A 16,477-nucleotide genomic window follows, 5' to 3' on the forward strand; every position below is an offset into this window, starting at 1 on the left:
ATTAGAAAGGATACATCATGATTTATTCGCATCGTGCTTTAGAAAAAAAGTGACAAGAGTATTGAAAAAATCAGCAAATATTTAGAATGCCGAGTAATGTTAAAACTAAAAAGACTTATATTCTTGATATGTTTCCATATCCATCTGGTGTCGGATTACATGTTGGTCATTTAAAAGGTTATATTGCTACTGATGTAATGGCGCGATTTCGTAAGATGCAAGGTTATGCTGTTTTGCATCCTATTGGTTGGGATGCGTTTGGTTTACCAGCTGAACAGTATGCTTTAAAAACTAAAAATAATCCTGTAAGTTTTACTTTAGAAAATATTAATAATTTTCGTCATCAACTGCAGAGATTAGGTTTTTCTTATGATTATAATAAAGAAATAAATACTACTGACCCTAATTATTATCAATGAACACAATGAATATTTTCACAAATTTATAAAAAAGGTTTAGTTCAATTAAAATGAAGTGATGTTAATTGATGTGAAAAATTAGGAACAGTTTTAGCTAATGAAGAGGTTTTAGTTATTGAAGGAAAAATGGTTTCTGAAAGAGGTCATTATCCGGTCATTAAAAAACCAATGCAACAATGAGTTTTAAAAATAACTAATTACGCTTCAAGACTATTAAAAGGATTAGATGATTTAGATTGACCTAATTCCGTTAAAGAATTACAAAGAAATTGAATTGGTGAACGATTAGGGGCATTAGTGGATTTTAAAATTCAAAATTCACTAGAAAAAATTTCAGTTTTTACTACAAGGCTGGATACAATTTTTGGTGTTAGTGCTATTATTTTAGCACCAGAGCATCCATTAGTAGTTTCTCTTACTATTAAAGATAATGGTCAACAAATGAATGAGTATTTATCACAAGTTAAAACTAAAACTGATTTAGAACGCCAAGAGTTAAATAATGATAAACAAGGGGTATTTACTGGTAGTTATGCGTTGCATCCGTTAACAAATGAGTTAATTCCGATTTGAGTTGCTGATTATGTTTTATATCATTATGGAACAGGAACAATAATGTGTGTCCCGGCACATAATGCTGAAGATTATCGTTTAGCATTAAAATATAATTTACCAATAAAGATTGTTATTGAAAATAATAATATGAAAATGCCAATAACTGGTGATGGCATTCACATTAATTCTCAGTTTTTGAATGGACTAAATAATGAACAAGCCATTAGTAAAGTTATTAATGTTTTGGAAGCAAAAGCGATAGCTAAAAAACATACAACTTATAAATTACGTGATTGATTGTTTTCACGTCAAAGATATTGAGGTGAACCGTTTCCAATTATTTTTTGAGATGATGATACCGTTAGTTTAGTTGATGAGATAGATTTACCGGTAATATTACCATTAACAAATAATATTGTTTCAACAGATACTGGACAGTCGCCATTGGCAAATATGGTTGATTTTGTTAATGTTACTAGAAATGATGGTATTAAGGGAAAAAGAGATACAAATACAATGCCACAATGAGCAGGTAGTTGTTGATATTATTTAGCATATATTTTGAAACAAGATGATGGTAGTTTTATTCCCTTAAATAGTAAAACCGCATTTAAATTATTTGAACAATGATTACCAGTTGATTTGTATGTTGGTGGTCAAGAACATGCGGTGTTGCATTTACTATATGCTCGATTTTGACATCAAGTATTGTATGATTTAAAAGTTGTTCCGACACCAGAGCCTTTTATGAAACTTGTTAATCAAGGAATGATTTTAGGTGTTGATGGTGAAAAGATGTCAAAATCGAAAGATAATGGTGTTAATCCTGATGATATCATTATGACCCATGGCGCGGACGCCTTACGCGTTTATGAGATGTTTATGGGACCATTAACAGTATCAATGCCATGAAATATTCAAGGTATGGATGGTACAAGAAGATGATTAGATCGGATTTATCGTTTGGTAACCGAACATCTTGCTTGAATTATTAAAAAAAATGATGGTCAAATGAATAAAGTTTATCATCAAACAGTGTTTAAAGTAACTACTGATTTGGAAAATTTAGCTTTTAATACGACGATATCATCATTAATGGTTTTTATTAATGCTTGTTATAAAACAAAACAAATTTATTTACCTTATTTTTTAGGATTTATCAAAATGTTAAGTTTATTTGCTGTGCATTTAGCAGAAGAATTATGATTAATGTTAGCACAAGAAAGTAGTGTTGCTGCTCAAAAATGGCCTGAATATGATGCTAAGTATTTGGTGAAAGAAGAAGTTGTTGTTGTGATTCAAGTTAATGGTAAATTACGAGGAAAATTAAATGTTGTACCTAATTTATTACAAGAAGAAATTTTAAAAATTATTCAAAAAAATAACTATTTACAAAAAATTTTATATCAATATGAAATTAAGCAAACAATATTTGTAATGAATAAAATTATTAACTTTATTACTAAAGTGGTGAATAAACACGATGATTAAACGAGCGATTATTTTTGCATCTGGAGTTGGCAGAAGATTAAAATTAAATCATCAGCATAAATCATTATTAAATACTAATGGTGAAATTTTAATTGAAAAAATAATAAGTAATTTATTAGTGGCTAAAGTTAATGAAATTATTGTTATTACTGGTTATCGTTATTAAGATTTTTTATATTTAGTTGTGATAAGTGTGCGCAAGTTAAGATTGTTCATAATTGTGCAATATGAAAATGGTTCTAGTGCCTATCTATGGCCTATGGCTAGTTATTTAGAGTTAAAGATTTACTTACAAGATAATATAATTATTAATTAGTGGTGATATGGTGATGGTGGTAATAGGACGAAATTTTTTTATGAATTTAACAGCAAAACCAATTATGTGTGTGCCGTTAAGGGGGCATAAAGTTTTGTTGGGCGGGGAAACATTTGAATAAGTATTAAGACAGTCGGCAATGATTGTCTTTTTATTTTATAAGATGTTAAAAATTTGTTCTTTGAAAATTAAATACAAGTGAATTAATAATGTTGGTATGTATTAAAGTACGATAAATTGTGGGCGGTCGCCATAACCCCCAAAAGAAGGTTTACCAATTAATAGATAAATACCCTATTAGCTATAGCAATTTGTTTCATTTTGCAATAAAAAAATGAATAGGGTGGATTTCCTAAAAATATACACGCTATTAAATTAGTTCCAAGGGCAGGATGCGGACATTAAAGTGTAGAAATTTCTATATAGAGAGATACTAAGTTTAAAATTATTAAAATATTTATTTAATTAAAAAACAAAATTTAATAACAAAGTCTGTTAAACACTTAAATCTGCGATATATAAGTGTTTAAAAAACTAAGTTAGTTAACTTAGTTAACTAACTTAGTTTATTTATAAGAAAGGTAATTTATTATGAAAAACATTGAAAACATTTTCTTAAATACTAAAAAATATCTCTTAAAAGAAACGCAAAACGCAATACCTATTAAAGCACCAAAAATACCATGATTTAATGAACAAATCGGCATTTGGTTTCCAAAACGATTTGTTTATAAAGGAAAATATGAAAATTCGATTTGCATCAGAATAATAAAAGATAGTAAATATCAAATAATTTCAATTAATCAAAAAGAAAAAGAAACCAAATTAATTAAAAGACAAGAATTATTAGGTTTTTTCATTGCCGAAAAAGAAAACAACAAAAAAGATATAAATTATAATTATTTTAAAGGAGTTTAAAAATGAATATTGCGATTGGAATAATATTTATTATTATCAGCATCATGCTATTAGCATATTTTGTTTATAAAATTTATGCCAAAATAAAAATTAGAATTAAATATAAAAATGCCATTAAAAATAATACTGGTAATTTCACAAAAGACGAAAAGGTATTTATTGCCCGCTTTAAAAAATGAGTTAAAGCTCCCAATTCAAAAGAAAATAGCGCGGATAAAAAATAATGTTTTGAAAAATTATTATGGAATTCTTAGAACTGTTTGTTCCGATAGAAAAAATGCCTGCACAAGTTGCGTTTATTGCCGGATTAATTATTATCATTACTTTTCTTTTCGCCTTAATTTCAATTATGTATTTACCAATAAAAATGATTTTTGGGAGATAGAAAGTGACAATAAACCTAAAAGAATTTAATTGAGAACAAATTAAACAAACTTTCTGAGATTTATTTATTCAAATTACAACTATTCCGACTCATATTAGTGGTGGTAAAGAAATTGATTTAACTCAAGAAACACTTTGACTTTTAATAGCAAACATTGCTTTTTGATTCTTAACAGCGATTATGGTGTGATTTATTCTAATGCTACTTTGAAAAACCATATCAGTATTTAGATAGGGAAAAAATTAATGTCAAGAAGTTACATTGTGATGCATTCCCAAAGAAATTCAAAATTAATTAGGAAAAAATATAATTGTGTTAGGGTTAATCGTGGTTTTAACAAATTTAAGAAAAACTTTGAATATAAATGATGAATGTTTTAAAAAGAAAGGGGGTGATTATATGATTGGAACTTTCTTGGCCAATGCACCCCCCGCCAGCAACAGTAGAAAAAATAACAGCTGGTGACGCGATAACTAAATTGTGAAATGCAATTATAACGGCGTTTACTAAAATGTGAAAAATTATTGCTGTGTTAATATGCCACAAGTCAGTAACTTCTTTGTTGACTATTGAATATTCATTTTTCCATTTATTTTGGCAATATTCTTTATTTGTTTTAAAATGTTTGAAAAATTACTTGGAGCAGTCCGCTAATAAAAAAATAAAGTGAGGCGCAAGATAAAATTTTGCAAATGAATAATAGAAAAAAATAACCATTTTATTGAATTGAATCGCACTTCATTTTTAATTTTATGACATTGCGGAGCAATTTGATATATTTACAACGGTTATTTTAAAAATATTGTAAGTTATTTATTTTTATCGGGTTGTATTTTAATTTTCCTTTTTAAAATCAATAATTTAACACAAATTAACAAAGTTATTAACTTTTTAAAAAACCCACCATTAAATATTGTTATTGGTTCATTAGGAACTGGAAAAACTGCTTTTCTAGTATACGCATCAAAATTACTAAAAAAGAAGAAATATCACACCGCCTCAATCTTTCCATTACTAGAAACCCAAAAATTAAGTTTAGGGCATATGGGATTATTAGACTTTGATTATCCGGTGTTGCCAGACAAAACCTTACTGTTATGAGATGAACAATGGATAGGCTACAATAAGTTGGACCATATTTATGTGGACTTTAAAATAAAATAAAATTATATAAGAAAGCAGGAATATAAAAATGGGAAAAAATTCATATACAGATGAATTTAAAAAACAAATTATCACGCTTTATCAAAACGGAAAAAGCATTGTTAAAATTATTAAAGAATACGGGGTTCCAAAATCAGCCGTATATCAGTGAATTAAAAATTTTAATAATTCTGGGTCATTTAAAGTGAAAGATAATCGCACTGTCGAATAAAATGAATTAATTTACTTACGAAAAGAAAACTAACAATTCCGAATGGAAAATGACATTTTAAAGCAAGCAGCACTGATAATTGGCAAAAAATAGAAATTATTAACAATAATAAAGAAAAATATTCCGTGCTAAAAATGTCTCAAATATTAAAAATAGCAAAATCAACATATTATTATCAAACCAATAATTGTGTTAATTATTATGTTAATAATTATGAAGAAGAAGTTATCAGTGCATTTAATAAAAGTCGTAAGATATTATGATGCTCGTAAAATTAAAGTTGTTTTAACAAGAAAAGATATTATTTTATCTCGAAAAAAAATTCGACAAATTATGATTAAAAATCAATTAGTATCTAAATATATTAAATTAAAATATCATAATCATAAAACAATGGTTAATAATGACCAAATTAGTAATGTTTTAAACCATGAATTTAACAATAAAAAACCCAATGAAGCTGTTGTTAGTGATTTAACATATGTTCAAATTGGTGGGAAATGACACTATATTTGTTTATTAATTGACTTGTTTAATCGCAAAATAATTGGATATAATGCCGGGCCAAACAAAACCGCTGAACTAGTTTCAACAAACTTTTCATAAGGATAACACGACCATTAAAGCAAATTATTTTATTTCATATCGATCGCGGTAATGAATTTAAAAATAAAATCATTGATGAAATTTTAATAACTTTTAACATTAAAAGATCATTAAGCAATAAAGGTTGTCCTTGTGATAATGCTGTGGCCGAAACAACTTACAAAACCTTTAAAACGGAATTTATTAAGGATAAAAAATTTACAAACTTAACACAATTAAAATGCAAACTATTTGATTTTGTTAATTGATACAACAATATTCGAATTCACGGTAGTTTAAATTATTTAACACCCGTTGAATTTAGAAAATGGCAGTTTACATAAAAATTGTCCTAAAAAGGGTTGCCATACCAACACGGCCAACCTTAACACGATTGTATTTTTTCCTAATTAATTTTGAATTTCTTTGTGAATGCATAATGGCATAACTACGAGACATACTTATTAACTCCTAGTGTTTCATTTTTCTTAGTTGATTTCTAAACCTTAAACTTTCTAACGAAGCATAATTTTCACTTTCGAATTCTACATAATTGATATTTTTAAATTCATAAATTACTCCGCACATTTTAGTTTTAAATTTGTTAACTGCTGATTTTAAGTATTTTACAAACTCAGAATTTATGGTGCGATTAACAATATTATTCAAAGTATCAGTAAATACTTGTTTTCTAGTAATAGGATTTTGACAGTTGTAAGAGAAGTGATAAGCCTTGATATTTAAGTCATACTGATTTAATGATTTTTCATTCAAGACATTTTTAGTAATATATTTAGAGCAGTATTTAACAACCGCTTCATTAGTATCTTGTTTAACAACAAAATTTTTATTTAACCCATAAGGTCAGTATTTAAGAACTAATTTATTTGGTATTTTTTTATCAAGTAAAATATGAAAATGTATAGCTCCTCTTTGTTGATATTCATATGTATAAAAATATTTAATTTCTTTATTCTTTTTTTTAAAAAATAATATTTTATATTTCTAAAAAATTTTTTTAATTCTTTTTTACATTTTTTAACATCTGTTTCCTTTAACTTATAAATCAAAGTTAAAAATGTAAGTTCTTTAACTGAAAAATTATGATATGTCTTTCTGACAGCACTACATTTAGCACGCACATTATACTATTTAACATTTTGGTTTCTCGTTCTCCTTTATTCTTTAAACCACTAATATTGCGAATATTTGCTTTAATGCGTTCTAAGGGCAAAACGACATTACGAATATATTGACCATAATAAATGGTGGTTTTCATATAAAAATCAGTCAGATTTTGAGCTTGTAAATTCATATTTTATGCCCCCGTTTTAGATTTTCGCCAGTTGTGTTATTTAATCAAGTAATAGTCGGCTTCGCCGACTAACCCGCTAGCGGGCGGAGCATACGCTTTCCGCATCGCTTCGCAGACCGAAGTGATTACCAATTAACTGGACAAGTTTTTTGATAATTAAATTTTTTGCAAATTAACTATTTTGGGATTTTTTCAAAAGTTAATTTGCAACTAAAAAAATGATTTAACATTTTCTTTTAACAATTTATAAATTTCTTGTTGTTCTAGATTGTTATCATCAATTCATAAGGCTTTTTGTTCGCAGGTAGGCTCAAATAAATCATTTTTATAACGCAAAAATTCGGCAAAGTAACCTGACATCACAGAACCATCTTTATTTTTAGATATTTTTCTTTTTATACTAACTAATTTAATTTTAAACATCACTTATTTTTTCCTTCCAAATTTAAAATATTTTTAATAAAATTAGCAAATCCTTAGTTATCCACATTGTTTTCAACATTTATTTCCTTTATAAATGTTGAACTTTTAATAGTTTTCCACAAAATTTAAAAATCCTGTTCATCAAATTTAATTTCTAATAAACTAGTATTAATTTCTGTAACAAATCTTGAAGGTAAACAATAATTATTAGCTATATAAGAAAATCCTTTACTATAGCTTAAAAATAATCCTTTTTTTGCTCTTGTAATCGCAACATATAAAACCATTCGTTCTTCTTCAATAGCAGTAATTCCTTCTTCAATACTTAAAGTATTAGGAAAAACACCTTCATTTAAACCAATAATAAATACAAAATCATATAATACATAATTGATGTTGTGTTTTTGGAAAAACAGGCTTCTATTGCATCAGACATTCCTGTTAAATTATCACTACAAACAACAAGAATATCTTGTAATCCGCGATTTTTCATTTCCGTAAGATTATTCAGTCAAAATTTGGCTCCCTCATTTTCACTAATTCACATTCCTAAAATATCTTTTAAGCTATTTATATTAATTCCTAAGGCAAGACTATACTGCTTTGTTTATTATTCGTTTATCTCGTTTTACTTTAACAACAATACAATCAAAATAAACAATCGGACAAATCTTCTCTAAAGGTTTAGTTTGTCACACTTTAACTTCTTCAATAACATCATCAGTTATTTGACTAATTAAACTTTCTGAAATTTCTGTTCCGTGATAGAATTCTTGTAATTGTGCTTTTATATCAGAAATTGTCATTCCTCTTGCATATAAAGAAATTACTTTTTGATCAAAGTTATCAAATCTTTTTTGTCTTTTCGGAATAATTACTGGTTCAAAAGTACTATTTCGATCTCTTGGTACATCAATTGCAATTGAACCATTTTTAGTAATAATGGTTTTTGGTGTACTACCATTTCTTTTGTTATAGTTATCATCTGTTTCAAGACGATCTTTAATTTCTGCATTTAACATTCTTTCAGTTAATTTTTTGGTAAATTCCTGAAAAATATTATTACTTTTAAATAAATCTTGTGGATTATCAATATTTTCTAAAAAATAATCCACAACTTTATCAATTGCATCAGGTTCTTTTTTTATTTTTTTTTGTCATTTTCTGTTCTCCTTCGTTTAAGTATAATTTAGAATGAATTATCGAGACACGGAATTTTGGACAGCCCCGTTGTAAAAATCTAAAAAACCAATTTTGAAACAAGGTTTAGAGCGATTTGTTGCATTTTATTTTAAAAAAATATTAACAATGCTAACAATAGCAATGACACCACTGCTAATTATTGCTTATATTGTAATTGCAATGTTATCGGCGATTTTGTGGTTTTTGCCCGATACCGAAACATCAAATAACATTCAAACATTTTTTAGTAATACTTTGAATGTTGAGACAGCGCAACCAACTGGTGGCCCAAACATAATGGGCAATATTATTGGGCGAGCAATAGATAGTTTTTGTGCTATTTTGTATCTTATTTTTATAACTCCCATTGTTTTGCTTTTGAGCGGGATGCAAGATGTTGTGTATTTTATTAGCGGAGGAGCATTAAACAAGCGATTATTTAGTATAGGATAATAAATTAATATTAGCCACGATATATTGATTGTTGTTTGGGGTTGCAGCAATTTGCAATAGGGCTATGTTTACTGTCATTATTGGCACCAAAGCGGATTGCGTGGATGTATTAATAATCGCCATCATGAAATTGAAACAAGCAATTAAAAATATGTTGATTATCATTATTGCAATTCCATTAATTCCAACATTATTTATTATGGCAAATACAATTATGACAATGATTGTTAAATTGTTTTTGCAAAATGACCCCATTGATAGCAATAATATTGCCTTAGCAATTTTTAATAGTAGTTTTATGAATGGGGTTCATCATCTAGATTATATTTCTGCTTTCTTAATAATTTTGTCTTATTTTGAAAGTCCACATAAATATGACCCAACTTATTGTAACCTATTCATGCTTTCTTCTAATATCGGATAATTATAATCTAATAAAGACATGTGTCCTAATGAAAGCATTTGTTTATTTGTAATCGGAAAAATAGAAATCGTTTTCCTGGATTGGCAACCCTTTTTAGGACAATTTTTATATAGACATTTGTTTTCTAAAAGTAACTGGAGATAAATAATTTAAACTGCCATGTATTCTAAGATTATTGTATCAATTAATGTAATCAAATAATTCAAGTTCTAATTGCGCAAGATCATTGAATTTTCTACCATTAATAAATTCTGTTTTAAAAACTTTATAAGTTGCTTCAGCAACTGCATTATCATATGGACAACCCTTCGCACTCAATGATCTTTGAATTTTAAATGTAGATAATAATTGATCAATTATATTATTTTTAAACTCATTACCTCGGTCGGTATGAAATATTTCAATTTTTGATAATGATCTAGTAATTCGCATAATAGCTTGATAAACCAACTCCGTATTTTTATTTGGTCCGGAACTATAACCAACAATCTCGCGATTATACAAATCAATTAGGAGACATACATAAAATCATTTAAAACCCACTTTTATATAAGTTAAGTCACTAACGATAATTTCATTTATTTTTCTATTATTAAAGTCTCGGTTTACAATGTTATTTACTGAATCATTATTTACTTGAATATTTTTGCATTTAAGTCTTGTTTTTGTGTACTTTGATATCAAATTATTGTTTTTCATAATGTTTCTAATTTTGCGTCTAGATAGGTTAATACTTTTATGAGCTAATACTACTTTGATTTTTCGAGCTCCATAGACTTGGCGGCCTTCGTTAAATGCACTGATAATTTCTTGATTATAATTATTCACTATTTTCCTTGTGTATTTATTAATTTGATAATAGTAATTGGATTTTGAAATATTTAATAATTTACACATTTTTCTTATTGAATATTTTTTCTTATTGCTATTAATTATTATTATTTTTTGGCCATTATCAGTGCGGCTTGCTTTAAAATGTCATTTTCCATTTTTAAATCTTTAAGTTCTTTTCGTAAAGTTATTATTTCATTTTCTTTTAGTTTGCGATTGTCTTTTGTTTTAAATGAACCAGAATTATTATAATTTTTAACTCAACTATAAATAGTTGGTTTTGGTAAATTATATTCTTTCCCTAAATTAATAACACTTTTGCCATTTTTGTATAGCATGACAATTTATTTTTTAAATTCTTCAGAGTATGAGGTTTTATTTCCCATTTTTATATTCCTTCTTTCTTAATAATTTCGAAGTCTATATAATTATGGTCCAACTTATTGTAGCCTATCCATAGTAAAGGTAACATTGTATATACAAATAAATATATTATATTTAAGTAATTAAAAATATTAGTGAAAATTTAATAAAATTAATAGGACGCATAAAGTTTTGTTAGGTGGGAAAATATTTGAATAAGTATTAAGACAGTCAGCAATGATTGTCTTTTTATTTTATAAGATGTTATAAATTTGTTCTTTGAAAATTAAATACAAGTGAGTTAATAATGTTGGTATGTATTAAAGCACGATAAATTGTGGGTGGTCGCCATAACCAAAAGGAGTTTACCAGTTGATAGATAACACATCTTATTAGCTATAGCAATTTGTTTCATTTTGCAATAAAAAAATGAATGGGTTGATTTCCTAAAAATATACACGCTATTAGGGCGCATAAAGTTTTGTTAGGTAGGTGTAGGAAAAGGTTTAAATAATTTTTAATGACAAGCAAAGACAACTTAATTATCATTTTATTTAGAAAATAAATAATAAAACAAAATATTTAATATTAACAAACAAAATCTCAATAAAAGGTTATAAAAACCAAGGAAAACGCTTATAAAAACAACATTAAAATAAGTTTTTACAACAAAAATCATACATAAGAAATATATACTTAATTTGCATATTGAAATAATTTATAGTAAATGATTATTTTTTCTTTTTTAAAAAATACCTAAGAAAACTAAACGCGACCCGCTATTAAATTAGTTCCAAGGGCAGGACGCGGATGTTAAAGTGTAGAAATTTCTATGTAGGGGATATACTAAGTTTAAAATTATTAAAATCTTTATTTAATTAAAAAACAAAATTTACTTACAAAGCTTGTTAAACACTTAAATCTGCGATATATAAGTGTTTAAAAAACTAAGTTAACTAACAACTTAGTTAATATAACTTAGTTTATTTATAAGAAAGGTAATTTATTATGAAAAACATTGAAAACGTTTTCTTAAATATTAAAAAATATCTCTTAAAAGAAAAACAAAACGCAATACCTATTAAAGCACCAAAAATTCCGTGATTTAATGAACAAATCGGTATTTGGTTTGCAAAGCGATTTGTTTATAAAGGAAAATATGAAAATTCTATTTGCATCGGAATAATAAAAGATAATAAATATCAAGTAATTTCAATTAATCAAAAAGAAAATGAAACCAAATTAATTAAGGGACAAGAATTATTAAGCTTCTTCATTGCCGGAAAAGAAAACAACAAAAAAGATATAAATTATAACTATTTTAAAGGAGTTTAAAAATGAATATTGCGATTGGAATAATATTTATTATCATTTGCATAATGCTATTGGCATATTTTGCTTATAAAATTTATGCCAAAATAAAAATGCGAATTAAATATAAAAATGCCATTAAAAATAATATTGGTAATTTCACAAAAGATGAAAAGGTATTTATTGCTCGCTTTGAAGAATGGGTTAAAGGTCCTAATTCAAAAGAAAATAATGAGAATAAAAAATAATGTTTTGAGAAATTATTATGGAATTTTTAGAACTGTTTATTTCGATGGAAAAAATGCCTGCACAAGTCTCGTTTATTGCCGGATTAATTATTATCATTACTTTTCTTTTCGCATTAATTTCAATTATGTATTTACCAATAAAAATGATTTTTGGAAAATAAAAAATGACAATAAATTTAAAATAATTTAATTGAGAACAAATTAAACAAACTTTCTGAGATTTATTTATTCAAATTACAACTATTCCGGCTCACATTACTGGTGGTAAAGAAATTAAATTAACCGAAGCACCACTTTGACTTTTAATAGCAAACATTGCTTTTTGATTCTTAACAGCGATTATGGTGTGATTTATTTTAATACTACTTTGAAAAGCCATATCAGTATTTAGATAGAAACAAAAGTAATATCGCGAAGTTACATTGTGATATATTCACAGAGAAATTCAAAATTAATTAGAAAAAAATACAATCGTGTTAAGGTTAATCGTGGTTTTAACAAATTTAAGAAAAACTTTGAATATAAATGATGAATGTTTTAAAAAGAAAGGGGGTGATTATATGATTGGAACTTTCTTGGCCAATGCACCCCCCCCGCCAGCAACAGTAGAAAAAATAACAGCTGGTGACGCGATGACTAAATTGTGAAATGCAATTATAACGGCGTTTACTAAAATGTGAAAAATTATTGCTGTTAATATGCCGCAAGTCAGTAACTTCTTTGCCGACTATTGAATATTCATTTTTCCATTTATTTTGGCAATATTCTTTATTTGTTTTAAAATGTTTGAAAAATTACTTGGAGCAGTCCGCTAATAAAAAAATAAAGCGGGGTGCAAGATGAAATTTTGCAAATGAATAATAGAAAAAAATAACCATTTTATTGAATTAAATCGTACTTCATTTTTAATTTTATGACATTGCGGAGCAATTTGATACATTTACAACGGTTATTTTAAAAACATTGTAAGCTATTTATTTTTAGCGGGTTGTATTTTAATTTTCCTTTTTAAAATCGGTAATTTAACACAAATTAACAAAGTGATTAATTTCTTAAAAAATAACTCACCATTAAATATTGTTATTGGTTCGTTAAGGACTGGGAAAACCGCCTTTCTAGTATACGCATCAAAATTACTAAAAAAGAAAAAATATCACATCGCATCAACCTTCCCATTACTAGAGAAACCCAAAAATTAATTTTAGGACATATGGGATTATTAGACTTTGATTATCCGGTATTGCCAGACAAAACCTTACTGTTATGAGATGAAACCAATTTATTTTTAGAAGTAACAGATTGAAAAAAAATAATACCAAAAACGAAGAAAACGGTATCCAAGAGTATTTTGCTCTGGCACGGCATTTTGGTCATATTGTGCTGACTGGTGGTCAAAGAGATAAACATATTTGAGTTAAAGTTCGTGATATTGCCAATAATGTGATTGTCGTCATTCGTAAAAAACCCGTTAATATTTTTCGTCCCTACTTAAAAGTCATTTATGGCGCCTTTACGAGCATTGAAGAATATGAACGCTGACGAAACACCTTAATTGATGCTAAAAATAGTAAAAGTGGTCGTCGCATTAAATATCGTGATATTCCTGAACTTGATATTTATTTTTTTAAACTAAAAATTCCTTTACCAATACTTAACACTTACAATTCTTTTTACCTAGCATTTTTAAGAGATTACTTAAATGCAAAAGTAAATCCTGATTATGAAGACAAATACTATACTGACACCGCAATTGATTTAGAAGACTTAGAATACTTAAAAATGGATAAATTTAGCAAATTTTTAAGAAAAACGAAAGAAAAGGAACAATAAAAAATGGAAAATCTCGCAAAAATGGCCGACTTTCTGGCCCAAATGCTTTATAAAATTTTTGATTTAATTTGAAGTTTAGAAGTACCAGGAACAAAAATTCAATTAATATTTCCTTTATTCTTAACACTGGCTGTAGAATTTCTTATGGCAATTATTCTTGGATTTGGTAGTCTACAAGTTAATTTAGAAAAACAACGCCAATATGCTGTTAAAAAATAAGAGTCGATTAAGTGCGTGAGGAAAAGCTAAAAAACAAATAAAACCAATAAAAACAAAACAAGGTAACTAACAATGTTTAAACTAATTATTATTTTTATCTTAATAACTGTTCTTGGGTTATTAGCTGGTAGTCATTTTGAAACTTTAACAAACTATATTAGCGAAGGGCTTGCCAATTTCCAAAAGTTTATTACTAGCAATTTAACAATTTTAGAACTATTTAAACCAATGGCCCGGATATTTTCGCAACACCCAATTTTTACCATTCTTGGTGTTGCTTGTGTACTTATTGCCTTATTTATTGTAATTAAAGGTGGGTAAAAAAATGGAAAAATGAACCAAAAAACAAGAATTAGAAATAGAGAATGACAAATTAAAAATTGTTAATGTCATATTAGAAAATAGTGTTAATACTCTTAAATACATAATAATGGAAAAAAATAAAGAAATTTTAGAATTAGAAAAGTGAAATACTATTCATATTAATCAAAAATCAGACTTAATAATTAAAAACCAAAAATTAAAAATTTTTAAACACGAAAGGAGAATAAAAATGAAAAAACTTTTAGCAAAATTATTTAAAAAAGATAATTCAAAAGAAAAACTGCCATTAAAATTAAGAATTAAAATTTCTTTTAAAAAGCAGTGGTTAAAAATAGTATTAAGTATCATTTTCATCTTTATAAGTTTATTAATTTGTGCATTAACAGTAATTGATACTAAATGAATAACCGGAACAAGTGATGAATTTAATAATTTTATGAATAAAGAAATGGTTAAATTCTTTGGCAAGTTCAATAGTGGTATTATGCTCGCAGGAATATTTGTTTTTTGATGAGGCGGAGCAATATATTTTGCAATTAAATTTGAAAAATTAATCCGCTTGATTATTCAAAAAATTAAAGCAAAAAGAGCCTTGAAAAATGAAATCAAACAAACTCATTAATTCTTTAAAAAAATATTGATGGAAAATTTTGCCTTACATTTTTATGATTATTATCTTTTTCATTCCATTTTTAAAATTGGAAATTAATGATTTGAAATTATTATATGAAAAATTTGAAGCATTAATTTCACTTATGATACTAGGGTATTTAGATATATGCATTACAATAGCTTTAATTATAAATTGTGGTATTGAGTGACTTATTAAAAAAATTAAAGAAAAAAGAACAATAAAAAATAAAATATTTTAAAAAGGAGCAATAAAAATGTTTATGAAAATATTTACCGTGCTAACCATTAGTTTCAATAACATTTTTACTATTCCCCCGAACATTAATAATGATAAAACAACAATACAACTAATTAGAACTAAAAGACAAAGTGATAAAATTTATAATTTTGAAATCGAAAACTTAGAAAAAGTATATTTTCATCTTTTAAGAGATAAAAATAGAGTTGGAGAAATTAACATGTATCAAAAAGACAATATCAATCTAAATAAAAAATTACCAGAATTAAAAAATTTAAACAAACTTATTTTCCTATTTACAAAAGAATTTTACAATAATCAAGATAAACAAGATAAAATTACAAAATTAATAACTACATATAGGCAAAAAATAACTGGCCCTAACGGCCCTAATATAAAGCCACATGAGCTTTGAATAATTAATAAAAAAATAACAATCAAAGTACAAAGTACAAAGTTAGAAATTTGAGACAATAGCGATAATACAATAGATTATACATTAAGAAATACAAGTAACTTTGAAATTAAAATTGAAAATCCGTAATAACTAAATTTAAAAACTGTTAAAATTACTACCCAAAGAAAGGTTAGTTTTCTATGATGACAACACCCTTAAACAAATAAGCAATTTTTCATTTT

Annotated in this window: 24 protein-coding genes and 4 pseudogenes; 21 read left to right on the forward strand and 7 right to left on the reverse strand. The window is 26.4% G+C overall.

What is annotated here, in order from left to right; translation table 4 throughout:
• Positions 1-17: 17 nt before the first annotated feature.
• From leuS to AACK93_RS03380, 9 genes and pseudogenes are all read left to right on the forward strand, one after another.
• Entirely contained in the window at positions 18-2,465 is a 2,448-nt protein-coding gene (gene leuS, locus AACK93_RS03340; RefSeq protein ID WP_339025261.1) for a leucine--tRNA ligase, read from the forward strand.
• Positions 2,458-2,631, forward strand: coding sequence for an NTP transferase domain-containing protein (locus tag AACK93_RS03345; protein WP_339025262.1), 174 nt, complete (start codon positions 2,458-2,460; stop codon positions 2,629-2,631). The genes leuS and AACK93_RS03345 overlap by 8 nt, the downstream gene beginning before the upstream one ends.
• Before the next feature lie 741 nt (positions 2,632-3,372).
• Entirely contained in the window at positions 3,373-3,699 is a 327-nt protein-coding gene (locus AACK93_RS03350; protein WP_339025264.1) for a hypothetical protein, read from the forward strand.
• A gap of 2 nt (positions 3,700-3,701) precedes the next feature.
• Complete coding sequence (locus AACK93_RS03355; protein WP_339025265.1) at positions 3,702-3,923, forward strand: hypothetical protein; 222 nt, start codon at positions 3,702-3,704, stop codon at positions 3,921-3,923.
• On the forward strand, positions 3,923-4,084 hold the full coding sequence (locus AACK93_RS03360; protein WP_339023857.1) for a hypothetical protein: 162 nt from the start codon (positions 3,923-3,925) through the stop codon (positions 4,082-4,084). Before AACK93_RS03355 ends, AACK93_RS03360 begins: the two co-directional genes overlap by 1 nt.
• Positions 4,085-4,087: 3 nt before the next feature.
• On the forward strand, positions 4,088-4,318 hold the full coding sequence (locus AACK93_RS03365; RefSeq protein WP_339025266.1) for a hypothetical protein: 231 nt from the start codon (positions 4,088-4,090) through the stop codon (positions 4,316-4,318).
• A gap of 279 nt (positions 4,319-4,597) precedes the next feature.
• Positions 4,598-4,738 (forward strand): hypothetical protein, encoded by a 141-nt coding sequence (locus AACK93_RS03370; RefSeq protein WP_339025267.1) that lies wholly within the window; start codon positions 4,598-4,600, stop codon positions 4,736-4,738.
• A 12-nt stretch (positions 4,739-4,750) separates the two neighbouring features.
• Positions 4,751-5,248: a hypothetical protein gene (locus AACK93_RS03375; RefSeq protein ID WP_339025269.1), complete on the forward strand. Its 498-nt coding sequence runs from the start codon at positions 4,751-4,753 to the stop codon at positions 5,246-5,248.
• 28 nt (positions 5,249-5,276) lie between these two features.
• Positions 5,277-6,388: pseudogene (locus tag AACK93_RS03380) on the forward strand (IS3 family transposase).
• Between the two features lie 127 nt (positions 6,389-6,515).
• Here the strand turns inward: AACK93_RS03380 and AACK93_RS03385 are convergent.
• The 6 genes and pseudogenes from AACK93_RS03385 to AACK93_RS03405 all read right to left on the reverse strand — a co-directional run.
• The gene (locus AACK93_RS03385) at positions 6,516-6,818 is read right to left on the reverse strand and encodes a hypothetical protein (RefSeq protein ID WP_339025271.1); all 303 of its coding nucleotides are present in this window, start codon (positions 6,816-6,818) and stop codon (positions 6,516-6,518) included.
• A gap of 15 nt (positions 6,819-6,833) precedes the next feature.
• A pseudogene (locus AACK93_RS08080) lies at positions 6,834-7,040 on the reverse strand (rolling circle replication-associated protein); the annotation flags it as partial.
• 529 nt (positions 7,041-7,569) lie between these two features.
• Positions 7,570-7,782 carry a hypothetical protein gene (locus AACK93_RS03390; protein WP_339025273.1) on the reverse strand — a complete coding sequence of 71 codons (213 nt, stop codon included), beginning with the start codon at positions 7,780-7,782 and terminating at the stop codon, positions 7,570-7,572.
• 125 nt (positions 7,783-7,907) lie between these two features.
• Positions 7,908-8,069, reverse strand: coding sequence for a hypothetical protein (locus tag AACK93_RS03395; protein ID WP_339025274.1), 162 nt, complete (start codon positions 8,067-8,069; stop codon positions 7,908-7,910).
• Positions 8,070-8,177 (reverse strand): annotated as a pseudogene (locus tag AACK93_RS08085) (hypothetical protein); the annotation flags it as partial.
• Positions 8,161-8,897 (reverse strand): annotated as a pseudogene (locus tag AACK93_RS03405) (IS256 family transposase); the annotation flags it as partial. The pseudogenes AACK93_RS03405 and AACK93_RS08085, both read right to left, overlap by 17 nt.
• 139 nt (positions 8,898-9,036) lie before the next feature.
• Between AACK93_RS03405 and AACK93_RS03410 the strand changes: the two are divergent.
• Together AACK93_RS03410 and AACK93_RS03415 are read left to right on the forward strand one after the other, a co-directional pair.
• Positions 9,037-9,417, forward strand: coding sequence for a hypothetical protein (locus tag AACK93_RS03410; protein WP_339025277.1), 381 nt, complete (start codon positions 9,037-9,039; stop codon positions 9,415-9,417).
• A gap of 31 nt (positions 9,418-9,448) precedes the next feature.
• Positions 9,449-9,841, forward strand: a complete 393-nt coding sequence (locus tag AACK93_RS03415) for a hypothetical protein (protein ID WP_339025278.1) — start codon at positions 9,449-9,451, stop codon at positions 9,839-9,841.
• A 105-nt stretch (positions 9,842-9,946) separates the two neighbouring features.
• On the opposite strand, the gene AACK93_RS03420 is transcribed toward AACK93_RS03415, so the two are convergent.
• A protein-coding gene (locus AACK93_RS03420) for an IS3 family transposase (RefSeq protein WP_339025279.1) occupies positions 9,947-11,010 on the reverse strand; the annotation gives its coding sequence in 2 pieces (ribosomal slippage) (positions 9,947-10,815 and positions 10,815-11,010; 1,065 coding nt in all).
• Positions 11,011-12,043: 1,033 nt separating this feature from the next.
• Between AACK93_RS03420 and AACK93_RS03425 the strand changes: the two genes are divergently transcribed.
• From AACK93_RS03425 to AACK93_RS03470, 10 genes are all read left to right on the forward strand, one after another.
• A complete protein-coding gene (locus tag AACK93_RS03425) occupies positions 12,044-12,370 on the forward strand; it encodes a hypothetical protein (protein WP_339025280.1) in 327 nt (108 codons plus the stop codon).
• 2 nt (positions 12,371-12,372) lie between these two features.
• The gene (locus tag AACK93_RS03430) at positions 12,373-12,594 is read left to right on the forward strand and encodes a hypothetical protein (RefSeq protein WP_339025282.1); all 222 of its coding nucleotides are present in this window, start codon (positions 12,373-12,375) and stop codon (positions 12,592-12,594) included.
• Complete coding sequence (locus AACK93_RS03435; RefSeq protein ID WP_339025283.1) at positions 12,594-12,755, forward strand: hypothetical protein; 162 nt, start codon at positions 12,594-12,596, stop codon at positions 12,753-12,755. The genes AACK93_RS03430 and AACK93_RS03435 overlap by 1 nt, the downstream gene beginning before the upstream one ends.
• A gap of 327 nt (positions 12,756-13,082) precedes the next feature.
• On the forward strand, positions 13,083-13,409 hold the full coding sequence (locus AACK93_RS03440) for a hypothetical protein (protein ID WP_339025284.1): 327 nt from the start codon (positions 13,083-13,085) through the stop codon (positions 13,407-13,409).
• A gap of 24 nt (positions 13,410-13,433) precedes the next feature.
• Positions 13,434-13,793: a hypothetical protein gene (locus AACK93_RS03445; protein ID WP_339025285.1), complete on the forward strand. Its 360-nt coding sequence runs from the start codon at positions 13,434-13,436 to the stop codon at positions 13,791-13,793.
• A 100-nt stretch (positions 13,794-13,893) separates the two neighbouring features.
• On the forward strand, positions 13,894-14,424 hold the full coding sequence (locus AACK93_RS03450) for a hypothetical protein (protein WP_339025286.1): 531 nt from the start codon (positions 13,894-13,896) through the stop codon (positions 14,422-14,424).
• 3 nt (positions 14,425-14,427) lie between these two features.
• Entirely contained in the window at positions 14,428-14,643 is a 216-nt protein-coding gene (locus AACK93_RS03455; protein ID WP_339025287.1) for a hypothetical protein, read from the forward strand.
• 72 nt (positions 14,644-14,715) lie between these two features.
• Positions 14,716-14,964, forward strand: coding sequence for a hypothetical protein (locus tag AACK93_RS03460; protein WP_339025289.1), 249 nt, complete (start codon positions 14,716-14,718; stop codon positions 14,962-14,964).
• Between the two features lie 4 nt (positions 14,965-14,968).
• Positions 14,969-15,589 (forward strand): hypothetical protein, encoded by a 621-nt coding sequence (locus AACK93_RS03465; protein WP_339025290.1) that lies wholly within the window; start codon positions 14,969-14,971, stop codon positions 15,587-15,589.
• Between the two features lie 265 nt (positions 15,590-15,854).
• The gene (locus AACK93_RS03470; protein WP_339025291.1) at positions 15,855-16,382 is read left to right on the forward strand and encodes a hypothetical protein; all 528 of its coding nucleotides are present in this window, start codon (positions 15,855-15,857) and stop codon (positions 16,380-16,382) included.
• The last annotated feature ends 95 nt before the right edge of the window (positions 16,383-16,477 follow it).

This window comes from Spiroplasma endosymbiont of Agriotes lineatus (assembly GCF_964019485.1).
Lineage (GTDB): Bacteria > Bacillota_I > Bacilli_A > Mycoplasmatales > Nriv7 > Nriv7.